12 protein-coding genes are annotated in these 18,019 nt (G+C 68.9%); 4 read left to right on the top strand and 8 right to left on the bottom strand.

All coding sequences use genetic code 11. The features are described 5' to 3' along the window. Nucleotides 1-340 precede the first annotated feature (340 nt). A complete protein-coding gene (locus QSK17_RS18055) occupies nt 341-2,188 on the top strand; it encodes a 2-oxoacid:acceptor oxidoreductase subunit alpha (protein ID WP_285706005.1) in 1,848 nt (615 codons plus the stop codon). Next, nucleotides 2,181-3,239: a 2-oxoacid:ferredoxin oxidoreductase subunit beta gene (locus tag QSK17_RS18050; RefSeq protein ID WP_285706004.1), complete on the top strand. Its 1,059-nt coding sequence runs from the start codon at nt 2,181-2,183 to the stop codon at nt 3,237-3,239. The genes QSK17_RS18055 and QSK17_RS18050 overlap by 8 nt, the downstream gene beginning before the upstream one ends. Nucleotides 3,240-3,360: 121 nt before the next feature. Here QSK17_RS18050 and rfbC read toward each other — a convergent pair whose 3' ends face one another. From rfbC to QSK17_RS18030, 4 genes are all read right to left on the bottom strand, one after another. Then, nucleotides 3,361-3,966: a dTDP-4-dehydrorhamnose 3,5-epimerase gene (rfbC, locus tag QSK17_RS18045; RefSeq protein ID WP_285706003.1), complete on the bottom strand. Its 606-nt coding sequence runs from the start codon at nt 3,964-3,966 to the stop codon at nt 3,361-3,363. A 59-nt stretch (nt 3,967-4,025) separates the two neighbouring features. After that, on the bottom strand, nt 4,026-8,192 hold the full coding sequence (locus QSK17_RS18040) for a LamG-like jellyroll fold domain-containing protein (RefSeq protein ID WP_285706002.1): 4,167 nt from the start codon (nt 8,190-8,192) through the stop codon (nt 4,026-4,028). A gap of 163 nt (nt 8,193-8,355) precedes the next feature. Beyond that, nucleotides 8,356-10,068, bottom strand: coding sequence for a right-handed parallel beta-helix repeat-containing protein (locus QSK17_RS18035; protein ID WP_285706001.1), 1,713 nt, complete (start codon nt 10,066-10,068; stop codon nt 8,356-8,358). Next, nucleotides 10,065-11,366 (bottom strand): O-antigen ligase family protein, encoded by a 1,302-nt coding sequence (locus tag QSK17_RS18030; protein WP_285706000.1) that lies wholly within the window; start codon nt 11,364-11,366, stop codon nt 10,065-10,067. The genes QSK17_RS18035 and QSK17_RS18030 overlap by 4 nt, the downstream gene beginning before the upstream one ends. Nucleotides 11,367-11,515: 149 nt before the next feature. Between QSK17_RS18030 and QSK17_RS18025 the strand changes: the two genes are divergently transcribed. Further along, nucleotides 11,516-12,373: a sulfotransferase gene (locus tag QSK17_RS18025; protein WP_285705999.1), complete on the top strand. Its 858-nt coding sequence runs from the start codon at nt 11,516-11,518 to the stop codon at nt 12,371-12,373. Here QSK17_RS18025 and QSK17_RS18020 read toward each other — a convergent pair. Genes QSK17_RS18020 through QSK17_RS18005 form a run of 4 tightly spaced genes read right to left on the bottom strand, consistent with a single transcriptional unit; the run spans nt 12,370 to nt 16,898 of the window. Beyond that, a complete protein-coding gene (locus QSK17_RS18020; protein ID WP_285705998.1) occupies nt 12,370-13,320 on the bottom strand; it encodes a phosphotransferase in 951 nt (316 codons plus the stop codon). The two genes, QSK17_RS18025 and QSK17_RS18020, sit on opposite strands and share 4 nt — an antisense overlap. 43 nt (nt 13,321-13,363) lie before the next feature. Then, on the bottom strand, nt 13,364-14,389 hold the full coding sequence (locus QSK17_RS18015; RefSeq protein ID WP_285705997.1) for a hypothetical protein: 1,026 nt from the start codon (nt 14,387-14,389) through the stop codon (nt 13,364-13,366). Further along, nucleotides 14,367-15,650: an MATE family efflux transporter gene (locus QSK17_RS18010; protein ID WP_285705996.1), complete on the bottom strand. Its 1,284-nt coding sequence runs from the start codon at nt 15,648-15,650 to the stop codon at nt 14,367-14,369. The genes QSK17_RS18015 and QSK17_RS18010 overlap by 23 nt, the downstream gene beginning before the upstream one ends. Nucleotides 15,651-15,653: 3 nt before the next feature. Further along, nucleotides 15,654-16,898 carry a DUF1972 domain-containing protein gene (locus QSK17_RS18005; protein ID WP_285705995.1) on the bottom strand — a complete coding sequence of 415 codons (1,245 nt, stop codon included), beginning with the start codon at nt 16,896-16,898 and terminating at the stop codon, nt 15,654-15,656. On the opposite strand from QSK17_RS18005, the gene QSK17_RS18000 reads away from it, so the two are divergent. Next, nucleotides 16,875-17,984 (top strand): glycosyltransferase family 4 protein, encoded by a 1,110-nt coding sequence (locus QSK17_RS18000; RefSeq protein WP_285706126.1) that lies wholly within the window; start codon nt 16,875-16,877, stop codon nt 17,982-17,984. The two genes, QSK17_RS18005 and QSK17_RS18000, sit on opposite strands and share 24 nt — an antisense overlap. The last annotated feature ends 35 nt before the right edge of the window (nt 17,985-18,019 follow it).

The raw sequence follows: 18,019 nt of genomic DNA, 5'->3' as shown, positions 1-18,019 counted from the left end.
TGCGCGGGGACATATAGTTGGACCTCGTGACCCGCAACATCCTCTTCGCCCGCTTGCACGTTGATCTGTGCCGGCTCGCGGCGGGGCTGTGTCGCACGAAGCGCTACCAACGATCGTGACAGGGCCGTCGATGCGGCGGCCCTGGAATCCCCTAGCGATCTGCGCACCGGCGGACACCCCACGAGCGGGATCCTCCCGCCGGTTGATGCGACGCAGGTCACACCCCGGCGATGAGCGGTTCACGCGACAATCGAACGCGTGCGCCCGATGGATCTAGCATGGATATAAGAACGTGCCACGAGCTAAGACGCCTTGGCGCGTCGAGGAGGACTGAGCAGCTGTGACCAAGCAGGTTCAGCAACTCGATCGCGTGATCATCCGGTTCGCCGGCGACTCCGGTGACGGCATGCAGCTGACCGGCGACCGATTCACCGCGGAAACGGCGAAATTCGGCAACGACCTCTCGACTCTGCCCAACTTCCCGGCGGAGATCCGCGCCCCCGCGGGGACCCTGCCCGGCGTGTCGAGCTTCCAGCTCCACTTCGCCGACCACGACATCCTCACCCCCGGCGACGCCCCCAACGTGCTCGTCGCGATGAACCCGGCCGCGCTCAAGGCCAACCTCGGCGACCTGCCGCGCGGCGCCGACATCATCGCGAACACCGACGAGTTCACCAAGCGCAACCTGCAGAAGGTGGGATACGCCACCAACCCGCTCGAGGACGACTCGCTGGCCGAGTGGCGGGTCCACTCGTTGCCGCTGACGTCGCTGACCGTCAAGGCACTCGAAGGCTTCGCGATCTCCAAGAAGGACGCCGAGCGGGCCAAGAACATGTTCGCGCTCGGTCTCCTGTCCTGGCTGTACCACCGGCCGACCGAGGCGACGATCAAGTTCCTCGAGGCGAAGTTCGCCAAGAAGCCGGACATCGCGAAGGCCAACGTCGCCGCCTTCCAGGCCGGGTGGAACTACGGCGAGACGACCGAGTCGTTCTCGGTCTCCTACGAGATCAAGCCCGCCACGCTCGCTCCGGGCGTCTACCGGAACATCTCCGGCAACCAGGCGCTCGCCTACGGCCTGATCGCCGCGTCGGTCCAGTCCGGGCTGCCGCTGTTCCTGGGCTCCTACCCCATCACCCCGGCCTCCGACATCCTGCACGAGCTGTCCAAGCACAAGCGGTTCGGCATCAGGACGTTCCAGGCCGAGGATGAGATCGCCGGAGTGGGCGCCGCTCTCGGCGCCGCGTTCGGCGGCGCGCTGGGGGTGACGACCACGTCGGGCCCGGGCGTCGCGCTGAAGGCCGAGACCGTCGGCCTCGCCGTGGCGACCGAGCTGCCGCTGATCGTCGTGGACGTCCAGCGCGCGGGCCCCTCGACCGGCATGCCGACCAAGACCGAGCAGACCGACCTGCTGATGGCGATGTTCGGCCGCAACGGCGAGTCCCCGGTTCCGGTCGTGGCTCCCGCCACCCCGTCCGACTGCTTCGACGCCGCGGTCGAGGCGGCGCGGATCGCCCTTGCGTACCGCACGCCGGTCATGCTGCTGTCCGACGGCTACCTCGCGAACGGCTCCGAGCCGTGGCGGGTGCCGGAGGTCTCCGAGCTGCCGGACATCTCGGTCGAGTTCACCACCGAGCCCAACGGCGAGGACGGCACGACCTACCTGCCGTTCAAGCGCGACCCGGAGACCCTGGCCCGGCCGTGGGCCGTCCCCGGGACGCCGGGCCTGGAGCACCGCATCGGCGGCATCGAGAAGGCCGACGGCAGCGGCAACATCTCCTACGACCCGAACAACCATGACCGGATGGTCCGGCTCCGCCAGGCCAAGATCGACGGCATCGACGTCCCCCCGCTGGAGGTGGACGACGAGGACGGCGACGCCCGGGTCCTGGTCCTCGGCTGGGGGTCGACCTACGGCCCGATCGCGGCGGCCGTACGACGGGTGCGCAAGGACGGCGGCAAGGTCGCGCAGGCCCACCTGCGGCACCTCAACCCGCTGCCCGCCAACACCGGCGACGTGCTGCGCTCCTACGACAGGGTGCTGCTTCCGGAGATCAATCTCGGCCAGCTGGCGCTGCTCCTGCGGGCGCGCTTCCTGGTCGACGTGATCAGCTACAACCGCGTGCGCGGGCTTCCGTTCAAGGCCGAGGAACTGGCCGGAGTCATCCAGGACGTGATCAACAGTGACTGAGAGCCTCAACGGCAAGGGCCTGGCCCTGGTGCCCAAGACCGACGCCAAGCAGAGCCTCAAGGACTTCAAGTCCGACCAGGAGGTGCGCTGGTGCCCCGGGTGCGGCGACTACGCCATCCTCGCGGCCGTCCAGAGCTTCCTGCCCGAGCTGGGCCTGCGCCGGGAGAACATCGTGTTCGTCTCCGGCATCGGCTGCTCGTCCCGGTTCCCGTACTACATGAACACCTACGGGTTCCACTCGATCCACGGGCGGGCTCCGGCCATCGCCACGGGGCTGGCGGCGTCCCGCCCCGACCTGTCGGTGTGGGTGATCACCGGTGACGGCGACGCCCTGTCCATCGGCGGCAACCACCTGATCCACGCGCTGCGCCGCAACGTCAACCTGAACATCCTGCTGTTCAACAACAGGATCTACGGCCTGACCAAGGGGCAGTACTCCCCGACCTCCGAGATCGGGAAGATCACCAAGTCGACGCCGATGGGCTCGCTGGACAAGCCGTTCAACCCGATCTCGCTGGCGCTCGGCGCCGAGGCCGGGTTCGTCGCGCGGACCATCGATTCGGACCGCAAGCACCTGCACAGTGTTTTGCGGGAGGCGGCCGCGCACCGGGGCACATCGCTGGTCGAGATCTACCAGAACTGCAACATCTTCAACGACGGCGCCTTCGACGCCCTGAAGGAGCCGGAGACCCGGGACGAGATCACGATCAGGCTGGAGCACGGCCAGCCGATCGTCTTCGGCACCGGCGAGAACGAGAAGGCCGTACGGCTCTCGCCCCAGGGCGGGGTGGAGGTCGTCCGCCGCGCCGAGGTGGCCGAGAGCGAGATCCTCGTCCACGACGCGCACCGCCCGGACCCGTCCGTGGCGTTCGCGCTGTCGCGGCTGGACGATCCGGCGTTCGAGCACGTGCCGATCGGGATCTTCCGTTCGGTGGACCGCCCGGCGTACGACACGCTCATGAGCGAGCAGCTCGAGCAGGCCGCCGCCGACAAGGGCAAGGGGCAGCTCGCCGACCTGCTGCTCGGCGGCGACACCTGGCGCATCGCCTGATCGAGCACGACCTGGTGTGATCGCGGCTGACGAGAGCTCACCGCCGTCACGACCGATATCCAGCGCAAGGCCCACCGGATCCGATCCGGTGGGCCTTGCGGCGTTCATTGCGGAATTCGCCTCACCCCACCGGGCCGGTAGCGCGGAGCCGTTCGTAGTGGGCGAGGCATCGGTCGTAGTCGGGCAGCAGGCCGGCGGAAAGCGCCTCGGACAGCGTCGGCGCCGCCGCGTCCTTCGGTGAAAGGAGGGGCTCCACGTTCGGCCACGCGATCCCCAGTTCGGGATCGAGCGGGTGCACCCCATGCTCCCGCCCCGGGGCGTATGGCTCGGAGCACAGATAGACGACCGTGGCCTGATCGCTGGTCGCCATGAAAGCGTGCCCGAGGCCCTCGGCGATGTAGACGCCCCGCCTGGTCGTGTCGTCGAGTTCTACGGCCTCCCACCGGCCGAAGGTCGGCGAACCGACGCGGAGGTCCACGACCACGTCGAGGACCGAACCCGCCACGCACGTGACGTACTTCGCCTGCCCGACCGGCACCTCCGCGAAATGGACGCCTCGGAGAACTCCCCTGCGGGAGACCGAGCAGTTCGCCTGGGCGAGGCCGAACCGGTGGCCCACCGCCTCGGCGAACTCCCCCGCCCGGAACCATTCCAGGAACGCGCCACGCTCGTCGTCGTGTACGACGGGAGTGAAGATGTAGGCGTCGCCGATGGACAACGGTTTCATACGTTGCACCTCAGAAAAGAGTGAGGCCCCGCCCTCCCGAGCGGGGCCTCGCGACTGGATCAGAGGACGGTCACCGTCTGGGTGACGACGTTCGTACGGTTGTCGGCTCCGGTCACGGTCAGCGTGATCCGGTAGGTGCCCACCCGCGCGAACGTGTGCGAGGCGGTCTGGCCGGTGCCGACGACCCCGTCACCGTAACTCCAGGTGTAGGACGTGATCGGCGCGGATCCGGGGGTGGTCGCCGAGGCGTCAACCGAGCAGGACAGACCCGTGCAGTTCGCCGAGAACGCCGCGGTCGGCGCCGCCACCGGGTTGGTCGAGGCCAGGTCGTCCACCGTGACCACGACCGGCGCGTTGGTGGCCGTGCCGGACAGGAACGCGCCGAACCCGACACCACCCGGTGCCTGCAGCCCCGCCGTCGAGTCGGTCGCGCTGACCTGCCAGGTGGCCGGCTCCGTCTGCCCGGCGGGCCACATCTTGGCCTGCACGGTGGTGGGCGACGTGCCCACCACCTGCAGCCTGACCTTCAGGACCGCACCGGGGCTGTAGGTCAGACCGGCGACGGTCTGCTCGGCGCCGAGCAGGGTCTCGGTGTTCGACGCGTCGGTGCGGCTCACCTGGAGGCCGACGCCGTTCGAGGAGAGCAGCCGGATGCGAGCCCGGTAGTCGCCCTGACCGCTGACGCTCCGGCCGATGGCCCAGATGTAGATGCCGTTGCCTGTACCGGACTTGTCAGTGGTGAAGGTGAACCCGGTGTCGGAGTCCGTGCTGGACGTGCCGTTCAGGTACGCCCGCCGGTTCGCGCTGGTCGACGGCAGCGTGAGGGTCGCCGCGGTGCCGTCGACCGCGAACGACGTGGCGGCGCCGCTGAGCGTGTACGCGCCGCCGGTCTCAGCCGACCCGAGCCCGCCGGAGACCGTACGGCCGAAGCCGTCCACGGCCATCACCACCGGTGGGTTCGCCGGAGGCCGGGGCACGACCACCTCGGAGTGCGTCCCGGTCGCGCTCGCATTGTCTGTCACCGTCAGCTTGACCGTGTAGTCACCCGCCGCCGGGTAGGCGTGCGTGGCCGTCGTGCCGGTGCCCGTGGTGCCGTCACCGAAGTCCCAGGCGTACCCGGTGATCGAGCCGTCGGGGTCGCTGGAGGCCCCTGCGTCGAACGAGCACTCCAGATCCGTGCAGGTCGCGGTGAACGAGGCGGTCGGCTCCTGATTGGGCGGGCCGTTGCCCGAGCCCTTCTGCCAGTGCTCGGCGACCTGGGCGTCCGACAGGACGCTTCCGTAGACGGCCACCTCGTCGATCTCACCGTTGAAGTTGTCGCTGGTCGGCCGGTCGGGCCAGGAGCCGAGGGTGTCGCCGCCCACCCGCCAGTAACCGGTGTAGTTCTCCCCACCGGTCTGCGGGTTGGTGCCGACCAGACCACCGTCGACGTAGAGCTTCATGCCGCCGGGTCCCTGGGCGGCCACCAGATGGTGCCACTGGCCGTCGTTGTAGCCGTTCGCCGAGGTGATCAGGTTGAACGCGCCGGTGTAGGTCCCGAACACCAGCTTCCCGTCGTTCCTCATGTAGACGTGGCGGTCGTAGTTGTTACTCGTCCCGGAGGCGGCGTTGCCGAAGCCGATGATCTTGCCGCCGCTGGTGGTGGTCGTCTTGAACCACAGCTCCCCCGAATAGGTCGTCGGGTTGCCGTAGGAGGCCGTCGAGACGACGGCGCCGTTGTTGACCGCGACGGCCTTGTCCGTGGTGCCGGTGATGGCGCCAGGCCGGCCGTAGGTGATGCCGCTCGCGGTGTACGTGCCGGCGACGCCGCCCTTGCTCGCGTCGGCGGCGACGGTGCCGCTCTGCTCGCCCAACCGCCAGTAGAACAGCGGCTCGGTGTTGTAGACGGCCGTGCCGTACGCGTCCGCAGGGGCGGTGGGGATCGGGCTGGTACGGCCGCTGGCGACGTAGTGATCGAGCACCTTGGCGTGCGACAGTGCCGTCGGGTAGATCGCCACCTCGTCGAGGTCGGCGTTGAGGTAGGCGCTCGACGGCTGGTTCGGCCATCCGTTGAGGTTGTCGCCGCCCAGCCGCCAGTAGCCGGAGTACGACTGCGCGCTGGTGGTGCCCGCGTTCTGGCCGACGCGGCGGCCGTCGACGTAGAGCGCCATGCCGTCGGTGTCGCTGAGGGTGGCCACGACATGGTGCCACTTGCCGTCGTTGAAGCCGGGGGCGGAGTTGACGGTGCGGACGGCGCCGGGGTAGACGCCGAACCAGATACGACCCGCGTTGTCCATGTACACGTGCCGGTCGTAGCTGCTGCTGTTGCCGGTGGCGGCGTCGCCGTAGCCGACGATCTTGCCGCCGCTGGTCGAGGTGGTCTTCACCCACCCCTCGACGGTGAAGCTCGGAGTCGCCGGGACCCGGGAGTTGGCCACGCCGAATCCGCTGGTGGTGCCGTTGAAGTGGGACGAGTTGTCCGGGTCCCCGTTGATCGCCCCGGCGGCGCCGTAGGTCACTCCGCTCTGCTGGGTGACGTCGGTGAACCCGCCGTAGTCGTACGCCGTGGGGCCGGCGTTCTCGCCGAGCCTCCAGAAGCTCGTCGGCGCGTCACTCAGCACGGCCGCGGAGTAGGCGCTGGACGATCCGGTGGCGGCGATGGTGACCGGCGCCGATGTGCCGCTGCCGACCGAGTTGCCCTGGGGGTCCTTCACCCGGACCCGGTAGGTGTGCGTGCTGCCGGGCGCGAGGCCGGTGTCCTTGAAGCCGAGCGACGGAAGCGTCCAGAAGTTGGACGTGGCCGTGACGGTCCCGACCGGCGTGTTCGAGCCGTCGCGCAGCACCTCGTAGGTCAACTTCTCGTTGTCACGGTCCCAGGTCGCCTGCCAGCTGACCCGGGCGGTGCCCGCCTGGAACGAGATCGCGTTCGGGGTCAGGCTCGCCGCGGCGATGGGCGCGGACTTCTTGGGCGCCAGCGTTTTGATCGCGAACCGGGTCAGGCCCTGCTGGGGGCTGCCGTTGACGGTGGTGAACTCGCCGCCCATCGACAGGTACTGGGAGTTTCCGGTGAGGGACCAGCCGCCCTGGCTCATGCCGGTGTAGCTGCCGGCGTTGACCGTCGGGAACCAGTGCAGCAGAGACGGGATGGGCTGGCCGCTGTAGTTACTGTTGGCGCCGGGTGGCGCGTGGTCGGTTCCGGTCGGATAGATCGTCTCGGCGAGCGCGCGCTGCCATCTCGACGGGCTCGCCTCGGGGAACGCGCCGAGCGAGCTGCAGTCGTGCGCGTGCCCGACGCTGTAGAGCACCTGCCCGGTGACGAAGATGCCGTACGTCGCGCCGTAGCAGTTGTCCAGCCAGACCAGGTCGCCCGTGTACGGCTCCGCCGCCCAGCGGCCGTCGAACCAGTGACCGCCCTCACCGTCGTTCGCGCCGTAGATGAGCGTGCCGTCCGTGACGAGGTCGTCGACGTAGGAGAAGTTCGTGCTGGACGCGCGGGTGGGCGTGGGACGGCTGCTCCACGGCAGCGACGCGCCGGTGACCGGGTCGACCGCCGTGACGCCGACGCGGGCCTCGCCGTTGAAGTTCTGGAACTTTCCGCCGACGATGACCCGGCTCTGGTTCGGGGCCACCAGCATCGCGCGGACCTCGTCGTCGGGGTCGATGCGCCATGCCTGCAACGCGCCGTTGCTCCGGGCGAGGGCGGCGCCGCGGTTACGCGAGGAGCCGTTGACGTTGAAGAAGTTGCCACCGATGTAGACGGTGGAGTCGGAGACCGTCACCGCCCAGATGGTCGAGGACACCGACGGGTTGAAGGCGGTGTCGACGGCGCCGGTCGCGGTGTTGAACGCGACCAGGCGGTTGCGCGCCACACCGTCGACGGTGGTGAACTCGCCGCCCACGTAGATCCGCGATCCGTCAGGAGAGGCGGCGATCGTGCGCGCCTGCGCGTTCAGGGTGTGGTTGAACGGCAGCAGGTTTCCGGTGGTGATGTCGTAGGCGAGGATGTTCGCCCGGCTGACCTCCTGCGGGTCACCCGGGCTGGTCCCCGGCGGACGGGCCTTCGAGAAGCTGCCCACGGCGTACACGGTGTTGCCGACCGTCGCCTGCTTCCAGACCACGCCGTTGATCTGCCAGGTGGGCAGGGCGTCGGCGGTGAAGGTCTCGGGAATCCCGGGCTCGGGGTCGATGTCCGCCGACGCGGTCCCGCCCTGTGCGAGACCGAAGCCGGCGATGAGTAAGGCGAGCACCGAGCGAGTGATGATATTCAGTTTTTCAGCCACGGATATCCTAGTCCTACTGCACGGATCCTGACGATTCAGCAGCAGAGCATAGTAGAACGCGGCAAAAAGGACTCAGACTCCACCGATTCGCAATGCAACAAATCAGTTGCAATACATCACGATTTAGGCACTACGGGATTCCCGCCTGGGTTTTCCCGCCGACCCGGCCGTTGAGCCAGGCTGCGACATCAGCCGGCAATGGGGAACCTTTAGGAGCTCCGCCCGTGACGGCGAATTCGTCGGGGGTGGAGAAGGGCGTCGAAGCGCGGACTTCCGTGCCATGGGGCTCGATTTTCGCCCGCTCCCGAGCGGACCGAAGATCCGCGAACGAACGATACCCGGCCGGGCGATCCACCCAATTGATCGAATCGGCGCTACCGCCGCCCGAAAGGTAGTAGACGTTGTGGTCAAAGTCGGCCATTTCGCTGGCCGTCCGCCTACCGGTCAGGTCCTCCACCGATACGAGGGGCCCGGGTCCGCCCTGGATGACGTTGTTGCGCACCTCCACGCCGGACACGTTCCACGGCATGCGTGGGTCGTCCTGCTCCCGTCGGCCGTCGATGACGTTGATCTGCGTGCCCCTGTTGTGTGTCACGGTGTTGTTCCACAGCCGGACATCGCTCGACTCGTTGACGTACAGCCCGTTGCCGCCGTTGTCGGCCGCGACGTTCCCCACGATCAGCCCACGCGCCGAGATCTCGTAGTGGATGCCGTGCCCGGCGTTCGCCCGCGAGAGGTTACGGGCGATGACCGCGTCGGACACGGACTCGTCGAGCCAGAGTCCCGGCCCGAAGTTACGCTCCGAGCGGTTGCCCATCACCTGGAGCCCGACCGACGTTGTGATCTTCATGCCGCCCGAGACGGGAGCCATCTCGAAGTGCTCCCAGTTGTTGCCCTCCATGATGTTGCCGTCCACGACGGCTCCCTGGGTGCGGTGCCCGTGCAGCCCGAGTTGTCCGTTGCGCAGGAACGCGTTGTGTCGTACGACGATCCGGTCGCCCTTGATGCTGAGCCCGGCGAGCGCGGTGTCGGCGAAGACGTCGTTCTCGAATCGCAGATCGTTGGCGAACCCCTTGACCGCACCGACCCTCTTGATCGGCGTGGCGTAACGGCGGAAGCCGATGCCGAGAACGGCGGAGCCGTGGGCGTTGTTGAGGTAGAGCGCCTCCGCGAGGGTGGTCGCCCGCACGTCACGCCCGGTCGGGTCGGACCCGAGATAGAGCCTTCCGGTGGCGTAGTCGACGAAGAACGTGCCGGGGACGACCTGATCGCGACGGGACACCTGCGTCTGCTGCTGCCCGTCGACGAAGACCTGGTCGGGCCAGTTGGCCACCGGGTTCTCCGGGCCGACCATGTGCCAGGCGTCGCCGCCCCCCGCGGTCGGGTCGGTGTTGTCGAACCGCACGTTCCAGCCGTCCCTGCGCCAGCCGGACCCGTCACGGACCCAGCCGTCCACCGGCTCCGTGCCGTCGAACCACACCGCCTCGCGCGGATACGCCTGAAGGGTCAGCCGCTTGCCGTACACCTCGACGGACTCGTGGTAGACGCCCCCGCGAAGCACGAGGACAGCCCCGGCCGGGGCCATCCGTACCGCCTGGCCCACTGTGCGCCACGGCGCGGCCACGGTCCCCGGAGCGGCGTCGTCTCCCCAGGGGGCCACGAAATAGGCCCCCTGGGGCACGGGGTAGGCGGCGGTCCCGATGGCGAGCGGCCCGGCCGTCCGCCAGTCGGCCACCGCCGAGCTGGACGCCTCGTGGTTCCAGGCGCCCCATCCGGTGCCGATGATCGCAAGTAGCCCCAGCCCGGCAAGGCTGACCATCCTCTTGCCACGCGGAGTTCTCATCCGACCCCCCTCGGGGATGTAACGGCACGCACATCCGGGACGCTCGTGCTCGAATCGGTTTCAGGACGCGCGTCGTCCCTCGCTGGTTTACGCGCCAGAAGGGTCGCCCACGCGATCACGGTGTAGAGCCATACGGACGCGATGTTGGCCGGGGCCGCCACCATCTCCGTGGTGATCCCGTCGACCATGAAGAAGACCATCAGCCCGAGCAGGATCGCGGCCTCCACCCGGACTTCTCGCAACCGGGTCAGTGTGAGAAGGCGGACGGTGAGCGCCAGGATCAGCGCGCAGAAGAGGGCCAGGCCCACCACACCGCCTTCGACCAAGACGTTGATCAGCGCGTTGTGGCCTCCGCCCAGCCCGATGTCGTCGAGGAAGAGCCCCCGCGTGGACGACAGACCGTTGCCGAAGAAGGGCTCCGCCTTGAACGCGCGTAACGCGAACGACCACAGGTCGGTCCGGGCGTTGAGGCTCTCCAGTTGCTCGACCGTCTCACCCCGGGTGGCGAAGCCGATCAGCCGGTCGGTGAAGCCCAGTACGGCCACGATCGCACCGGGCACGGCGATCATCAGGAACACCACCCGGCCGCGGGACCCGTGGGCCAGCAGGAGCATCACCACCAGCCCGGCCAGACAGCCGCCGGCCGCGCCCCGGGTTCCGGTGCCGATCAGGGCCGCGGTCAGGATCGCACCCGCGATCAGGTAGAGGGGCAGCGGCCAGCTCCGCGGCGGCCCTCCGGGCAGCACGAATCCCGCCACCAGCAGGATGGCGATGCCGAGGAAGATGCCCGCCGAGACCGGGTGCACGTAGAGCCAGTTGAACCGGTTCTCGGTCAGCGGCGTGCGAGGGAACGGCATGGCGACGCCGATGGCCACGGAGATCAGAACGAGCACGATGAACGCGTGCGCCAGCCGCCACAGGTCCGCCCGCTCCGCTCGGCTGATCATCACCTGGCAGACCGCGGCGATGATCAGAAGCTGGATGCCGCGCACCACGGCGAAGGCGGGAAAAGGCGTCCAGAGCACGCTCAACATGGAGTACGCGGCGAACGCCCACGCGAGCAACCGGATCGAGGAGGCCCGTCGGTGCGGAGCCGTGATCCCGAACCGGCGGTACAGGTAGAGGGCGACCACCCCGTAGATCCCGATCTCCAGGAGGATCGTCGCGTCCACGCCGCCGCTGATCGACTGGTTCGCCGGCCGGGAACGTAGTTTGTACTCGCTGGCGAGGATGAGAGCGATCGGCACCAGAACGGGCCACCAGAGGCGATATTCACCGCGACGGCGAGCCTTGATCACGCAGACTCTCCTCGCTTTATAACGCAACCCTCTCAGCAAGCACCTGAATAGATAGGATTCTACACACTAAGTGATCAGGTACAAGGAGAAGGTGACATATGAGCATAAGGGAGCGCTTACCGGAGCCGATCCTCAATATGGGACGCGGCTTGTTCAGAGCGTACGGAATGGCGACGGCCTCGGCGAGGCCCGACCCTGATTTCCTGCTCATCGGCGCCAAGCGCGGCGGATCGACCTCGTTGTACTACGCACTGCTCGAACACCCGAGGATCATCCCTCTCTTCCCCGCGGCCGGCCTGCTTCCCAAGGCCAACCACACCAAAGGCGTGCACTTTTTCGACAGCAACTACGAGCGTGGTCTGCGTTGGTACCGGTCGCACCTGCCCAGCAGGACGGCCCGCTCGCGCGCGGCTCGGCGGGCCGGGGGGCCGGTGCTGGCAGGTGAGGGTTCGCCTTATTACCTGCACCACCCGCTCGCGGCGCGGCGCGCCCGCCAGGATGTTCCCGGTGCTCGCATCCTGTTGATCCTGCGCGACCCGGTGGAGCGCACCTTCTCGCACTACCGGGAACGGGTACGGTCCGGCGTGGAGAATCTGCCGTTCGAAGAGGCGCTGGCGATGGAGGCCGAGCGGACCGCGGGTGAGGAGCGACGCCTCATCAGCGATCCGACCTACCGCAGCTACGCGCATGAGCAGCAGTCCTATGTGGCGCAGAGCGAATATGACGTGGCACTACGGCGCTGGTTTGAGCACTTCCCCGCCGACCGGTTCCACGTGATCGGCAGCGAGGAGTTCTACCGCGACCAACAGCGCGCCTGCGACGAGGTGGCGGACTTTCTCGGCCTGCCGCACGCCCCCCTGCCCGATGCCGGGAAGGTGTGGAACCCCGCCCCGAAGGCGGAACTCTCCGCATCGACCAGACGCCGCCTGGTCGAGCACTTCGCCCCGCACAACGCCGCCCTGGAGAAGCTGCTCGGCCGCTCGTTCCCCGACTGGGCCGCTCCCTAACCGGCCTGACCAGCCATCGTCTCCAGAATCTCCAGGAGCCGCCGGGTCAGTTCCGCGTCATCGGCCGTACGGCGGCGCACCCGGTCGAGCCAGTAGGCCGCGGCCTCGCCGTACACGCGGGCGGGCGGCGGGCCTCCGTACACGGCGCGGCGAGTAGCCGCGAAGTAGGTCTCGTCGGCATGTGGCGGAGCGTATCCGGCGTCCTCCCAATCGATCAGCCAGGGCACCGGAGTCCGGGTGAGCCGGAGGTTCCACGGGGTGAGGTCGCCGTGCATCGGCCTCCAGTGCGCGGGGACGCCTGCGGGCCGGACCAGCCGTTCCGCCAGGCGAGCGCTGATCAGCTCGCTCAACCGAGCCACCGCGATGTTCCGCGCCGGGCGGGCCGGCACCGGTTCCATCGGCGACAACAGGAGCCAGTGGAACCCTTCGGCGGATCCGGTGCCCAGCACCTCGGGCACGCGGAATCCGATGTCGCCGCCAGTGGCGCCGCCCGTGGCTCGGTCGGTGTCGCCGCCAGTGGCGCCATCAGTGGCGAAGGCCGCCAGCGCCGCCGCCTCCCTCGCGAGTTCCACGGGGGCCTCCCGCACCTTGAGAAACCCGACCGGGCGTCCGGCGCGGAGGAGGAGCAACGCCGCCCCGCCGGCCCGGGACGCCTGCGGGCGAATATAGCCCGCCATGCCGTCCACGGGTCCGGCGACTTCCGCGACCTGCTCGCTGATCGCCGCCCAGGCGTCCTCCGCCACCGGCGGACGCCACTGTCTGCGGCGTCCCGGCAACACCCACGGGCCGGCCACCCGGGTGACGGCGAACAGCATGAACTGCAGCGCCAGCGGCACCGGTTTGGAGAATGTCAGCAACGACAGGCCGGCACTGGCCGACCGCCCGTCGCGGGTGGGGATCCACACATTCCCGCGGCCCGGAGGATAGGCCAGGTACCGGTCAGACATGGGGTCAGACATGGGGGCAGACATGGCCCTGCCGCCGCGCACGTCACCACGCACGGCTTTCCCTGCGCATCACGACGACGAGCCCTGCCGCGAGGAGGAGTGCGACGACGCCGCCCCCCGCTCCCCACAGCCAGAGCGGCATCCCGGCGATCTCTTCCTCAAGAGCCGAGACGGCCGTGTCGTCCGGCGGGGCCGGCTCGTGCACGCCCAGTTCGGCCGGCAGGTCCATCCGCCACACCGGTGACAACGGGCCCTCGCTGGAGATCAGCAAAGACTTGCCGTCCGGAGTGATCGCGATCCCCTCCCCCTGCTCCTGCTGCGGAATGTCCAGGACCGACGTCAGGGCGCCCTCCACGCCCTTCCAGATCCGGACCTTGTTGTAACTGCGGAGGATCATGTCGCCGTTCGGCGCGATCAGCCCGTCACTGATCACGTACGGCAGCTCACGCACCCAGGTCAGCATGTTGGGCCGGGTCTCGGAGAGATCGGCGGGGGCCCGATAGATGTTTCCCCCCTGCGGACCCTTGGTCACCACGTAGAGCTCCCGGGTACGCGGATCGACCAGCAGCGTCTCCGCGTCGTGCAGCCCGTCCGGATAGGTCAGCTTGTAGGCGGTCGCCTCGACCGACGCGTCGGCCAGTTTGGCCGGCTCGACCAGTTGATAGACGACGATGCCGTCGGGACGAGGGGCCGGGTTCCCGCCGATGTCCCCGACGTACAGGTAGTTCGTGCCGTCCAGCCCGACCGCGCCGCCCATGGCCTCGGGATCGACGCCCTCGTGCCCGTCCAGGGTCACCACTGCCTGGGTCTTGCCGTCCGGACCCACCGCGTACAGCCGCACCGGGCCCTTCTTGTCGTTGAACGTCCAGATCACGCCGGGGTGACCGTTACTGGCGAACAGCCCGCTGGATTCGTCGATCCGCTTGTCGTCGAAGGCGAAGGCACGTTTCCAGAGCGAGCTGGGGAGCGTGGACGGCTGGGGCGCCGGTTCCCGCGCCCGGGCGTCCGCCGGCCCCGCCACCGTCACCCCCGCCAGCAGGACGGCACTAATGATCAGTCGGCGCCACATGGCTCATCCTCTCCACCGACGGGGCGGACTCGTGATTTCCCTTGGCGCGCAACCGCACGATGAGAATCACCGATGTCACGACACCCCCCATGCCAATACAGAAGGGGGCGAGATCGACCAGGTCCGGCCGCGCCCCCAGCAGCAGAAGAAGAGCGACGACGCCCACCACCGACTCGGCCAACCGGACCGCGAACACCAGCCTCGAGTGGCGGTAGGCGGTGGCGAGCATGCTGATCGGAAGGGTCGCCGCTATGCTCACCGAATAGGCCGCCCACCCGGCCACGGTGATCGGTTCAAGCGGGAAGTTCCCTCCCGTCACGAACGGCTCCAGCGGTTTCGCGAGCAGAACCGCGATCACACCGGTGACCGCGGTGACCGCGGTGAGCACGAGGGAAGCGGCCAGCGCCAGGCGGGGCCGCAGCGGTTGGCCGCTCTCGCGGAGCCGTACCATCCGGGGCAGCAGGAACGCGCCGACCCCGTTGACCAGCGTGAGCGCCGGGGCGAGCAGCAGGCGGGCGCCTTCGGCGGCGGCGAGGGCCGCGCTGGAGACCATGGCCGCGATGGCGACCCGGGTCAGCATCAGCGTCAACGGGCGTAACCCGGCCTGGGCCGCCCGCCAGGTGGCGAACGTGACAAGCCGCCGCAGATCGGCTTCCCGCAGGCCGGGCCAGGCGAGCTCCTCACGGGGCAGGCCGATGACCGCCTGCCCGACCCCGGCCAGGGAGCCCGCGCACATGGCGAGGAGCATCGTCTCCAGGCGCAGTTCGCCCGCGAGCCAGAACGCGCCCAGCGTCGCGAAGACGACGGAGAAGTCCACGACCGCGTTCGCGGCGAGCCGGCCGAACTCCAGCCGGGCGGCGAGGATCCGGCGCAGGGTGTCCTCGAGCAGCCAGATGACGACGAGCACGCCGAAGAGCAGAGCACCCGGCGGACCGGCCGCGTCCAGCGTGATCGTCAGGATCCCGCCCACGACGGCGCCGAGGCCGAGAGTCGCCACCAGTGAGGCGGCGAGCGCGGCCCGGACGCGAGGGTCGAAGCGGTCCAGCACGGTGAGCGAGTCGCCGACCCAGGCCGTGTGCAGCGTGGTGATCACCGTCAGCGTGGCGATCAGCAGCGTGAGCGCGGCGAAGCCGGCCGAGCCGAGCTCTCTGGCGGCGACGAGCTGCAGCAGCAGGCTGCTGAGCGCGGCCACCACCTGAGCGAGCACGGACCCACCGGCTGAGGCGACGATCCCGCGCACCCGCCCCCGAAGACCTGGCACCCGTCACTCCTCGACCGGGGCTCGTCCGGCGGCGAGATCGTGGCACAGCCGTTCGTACCGGGCCGCGACGTCGTCCCAGCGATAGGCGGTGCGGGCGCGTTCCCGAGCCGCCGCGCCACGGGCGGCCTCCTGGTCACGCCGCTTCTCCGCCGCCTCCAGCGTCTCGGCCAGCGAGGCCTCGTCGCTGAAGAACGCCCCGGTTTCGGCCAGTACCTCGCGGTTGAACACCACGTCATAGGCGATCACCGGGGCACCCGCGCCCATCGCTCTCAGCAGCGAGGGGTTGGTGCCGCCTACCGAGTGCCCGTGCAGATAGGATGCGCAGCCGGCGTACATCGCGTCCAGCAGTTCCTGATCCCAGACCCCTCCGACGAGGCGGATCCGCGGGTCCGCGCCGACGATCCGGCGGACCCGCTCGGTGTACTCCGCCGCGTAGGGTGCGGATCCGACCACGACCAGCGGATATTCGGCCCGGCTCCGGGCATAGCCCTCGACGATCTCCGCCACGTGGTTCTCCGGCTCGAAGCGCGCGACGACCAAATGGAAGCGTCCGGGCTCGTATCCCGCCTGCGCCAGTAAGTCCGAATTCGGACCATCCTGGATTGGGGCACCGTATGAAATCAGCACACTTCCGATTTCATAACGTTTTCGATAATAGTCTTGAATAGCGCGCGCGTCTGCGATGATCGCGTGGGACCAGCGCACGGAGAGGCGTTCCGCGGCCAGGTAGTAGCGCCGCCCCACGCCGCTCCACTTGTCCCGCTTCCACTCCAGCCCGTCGACATGGGTGGCGACGGGGATGCGAGCGGCGCGGATGAGGGGCAACAGCGGGGAGTTGGCTGCGTTGAAAACGAGGGCGACGTCGGTCCGATGGGCCAGCAGGTGCCCGACCGACAGCGCGGTATGGCTCAGCGTCTCCAGCACCTTGTGCCGCAGGGCCGGCAGGTGAACCAGGCGCATGCCCTTGTGCTCGTCCTGCCGGTCCGCCGCGCCACGGCAGTACACCCGGACCTGGTGCCCCGCGGCGACGAGTCGGGATCCGATTTCCTCGACGGCCGTTTCGAAACCGCCGTAACGAGCCGGAACACCCCTCGTGCCGATCATCGCAATGCGCACTCGACTCCCCCGCGCGTGAACTGCCTGCTTAACATTGCCGAAGCCTCCGATAATTAGCATTGCGGCGAATTCCGGCAATAATATCGAAAACAGGAGGACCACTTGAGTGTGGAGCGAGTAGTCGTCACCCATCCGTCACCGGATCTCTATGGTTCGGACCGGATGCTGGTCGAATCCGTACGGGCGCTGAGCGAGGTGGCCGAGGTCACGGTCGTGCTGCCCGCGGAGGGGCCGCTGTGCGATCGCCTGCGCGAGACGGGCAGCGAGATAGTGATCATGCCGACGCCGGTGCTCCGTAAGTCGCTGCTGTCCCCTCTCGGCCTGCTGACACTCGGCCGGCAGACGCTCAGCACCCTGCCGCGAATGGTCGCCCTGCTCCGGCGGGCCCGGCCGACGGCTCTCTACGTCAGCACGATCACGATTCCACTGTGGATCGTGGCCGGGCGCCTGGCCCGGGTTCATGTGGTCTGCCACGCGCACGAGGCGGAACAGAACATCTCGCCGCTGCTCCAGCGCCTTCTCACCGCGCCGGTACGGCTCGCCCACCATGTGGTGGCCAACAGCGAGGCCTGCCTGCGGACCCTGACCGGGGCAGGAGTCCGCCCCGACCGGGTGACCGTGATCTACAACGGCGTCCCCGACCGAGGCGACGCGACGCTTCCGCGGGACGTTCCGGAGGGCAGGCTGGCGGTCGTCGGCAGGCTGTCCCCGCGAAAGGGCAGCGACGTGGCCGTCCGGGCCGCCGCACTGCTGCGCGAGCGGGGACGGCGGGTGACGCTCACGCTCGTGGGCGCCGTATTCCCGGGCTACGAGTGGTTCGAGGAGGAGCTACGGGGTCTCGCCGGCGAGGAAGTGGTCTTCGCCGGATTCCAGGACCCGATCACCCCTTTCCTCGCCGACGCCGACATCGTGCTGGTGCCCTCACGGGAGGAGCCGTTCGGCAACGTCGCGGTCGAGGGAATGCTGGCGGGGCGGCCGGTGGTGGCCAGTGAGGCACAGGGCCTCAGAGAGATCATCCGGAACGACGAGACCGGGGTGCTGGTCCCGCCGGGGGAACCCGAGGTGCTCGCCGACGCGATCGAAGCGCTCCTCGACGACTGGCCGCACGCCTGCGCCCTGGCCCGCGCCGGGCAGAAGAGCGCGCGGGAGCGATTCGACCCCGCTCGCTACCACAGCGGCATCGTGCGCGCCCTTGGGGTGCCCTTGATCGCTGTTTAGACTGACGGCAGAACAGAAAACGGGAGGAACACGAC

The organism is Microtetraspora sp. NBRC 16547 (assembly GCF_030268965.1).
GTDB lineage: Bacteria > Actinomycetota > Actinomycetes > Streptosporangiales > Streptosporangiaceae > Microtetraspora.
This window is presented reverse-complemented; position numbering and strand designations above follow the sequence as displayed.

What these genes read in the sequence shown, in the direction of transcription:
- rfbC (WP_285706003.1), bottom strand. Translation starts at nt 3,966, where the DNA reads ATGAAACCGTTGTCCATCGGCGACGCCTACATCTTCACTCCCGTCGTA.
- QSK17_RS18035 (WP_285706001.1), bottom strand. Translation starts at nt 10,068, where the DNA reads ATGAGAACTCCGCGTGGCAAGAGGATGGTCAGCCTTGCCGGGCTGGGG.
- QSK17_RS18020 (WP_285705998.1), bottom strand. Translation starts at nt 13,320, where the DNA reads ATGTCTGACCGGTACCTGGCCTATCCTCCGGGCCGCGGGAATGTGTGG.
- QSK17_RS18015 (WP_285705997.1), bottom strand. Translation starts at nt 14,389, where the DNA reads ATGTGGCGCCGACTGATCATTAGTGCCGTCCTGCTGGCGGGGGTGACG.
- QSK17_RS18005 (WP_285705995.1), bottom strand. Translation starts at nt 16,898, where the DNA reads ATGGGTGACGACTACTCGCTCCACACTCAAGTGGTCCTCCTGTTTTCG.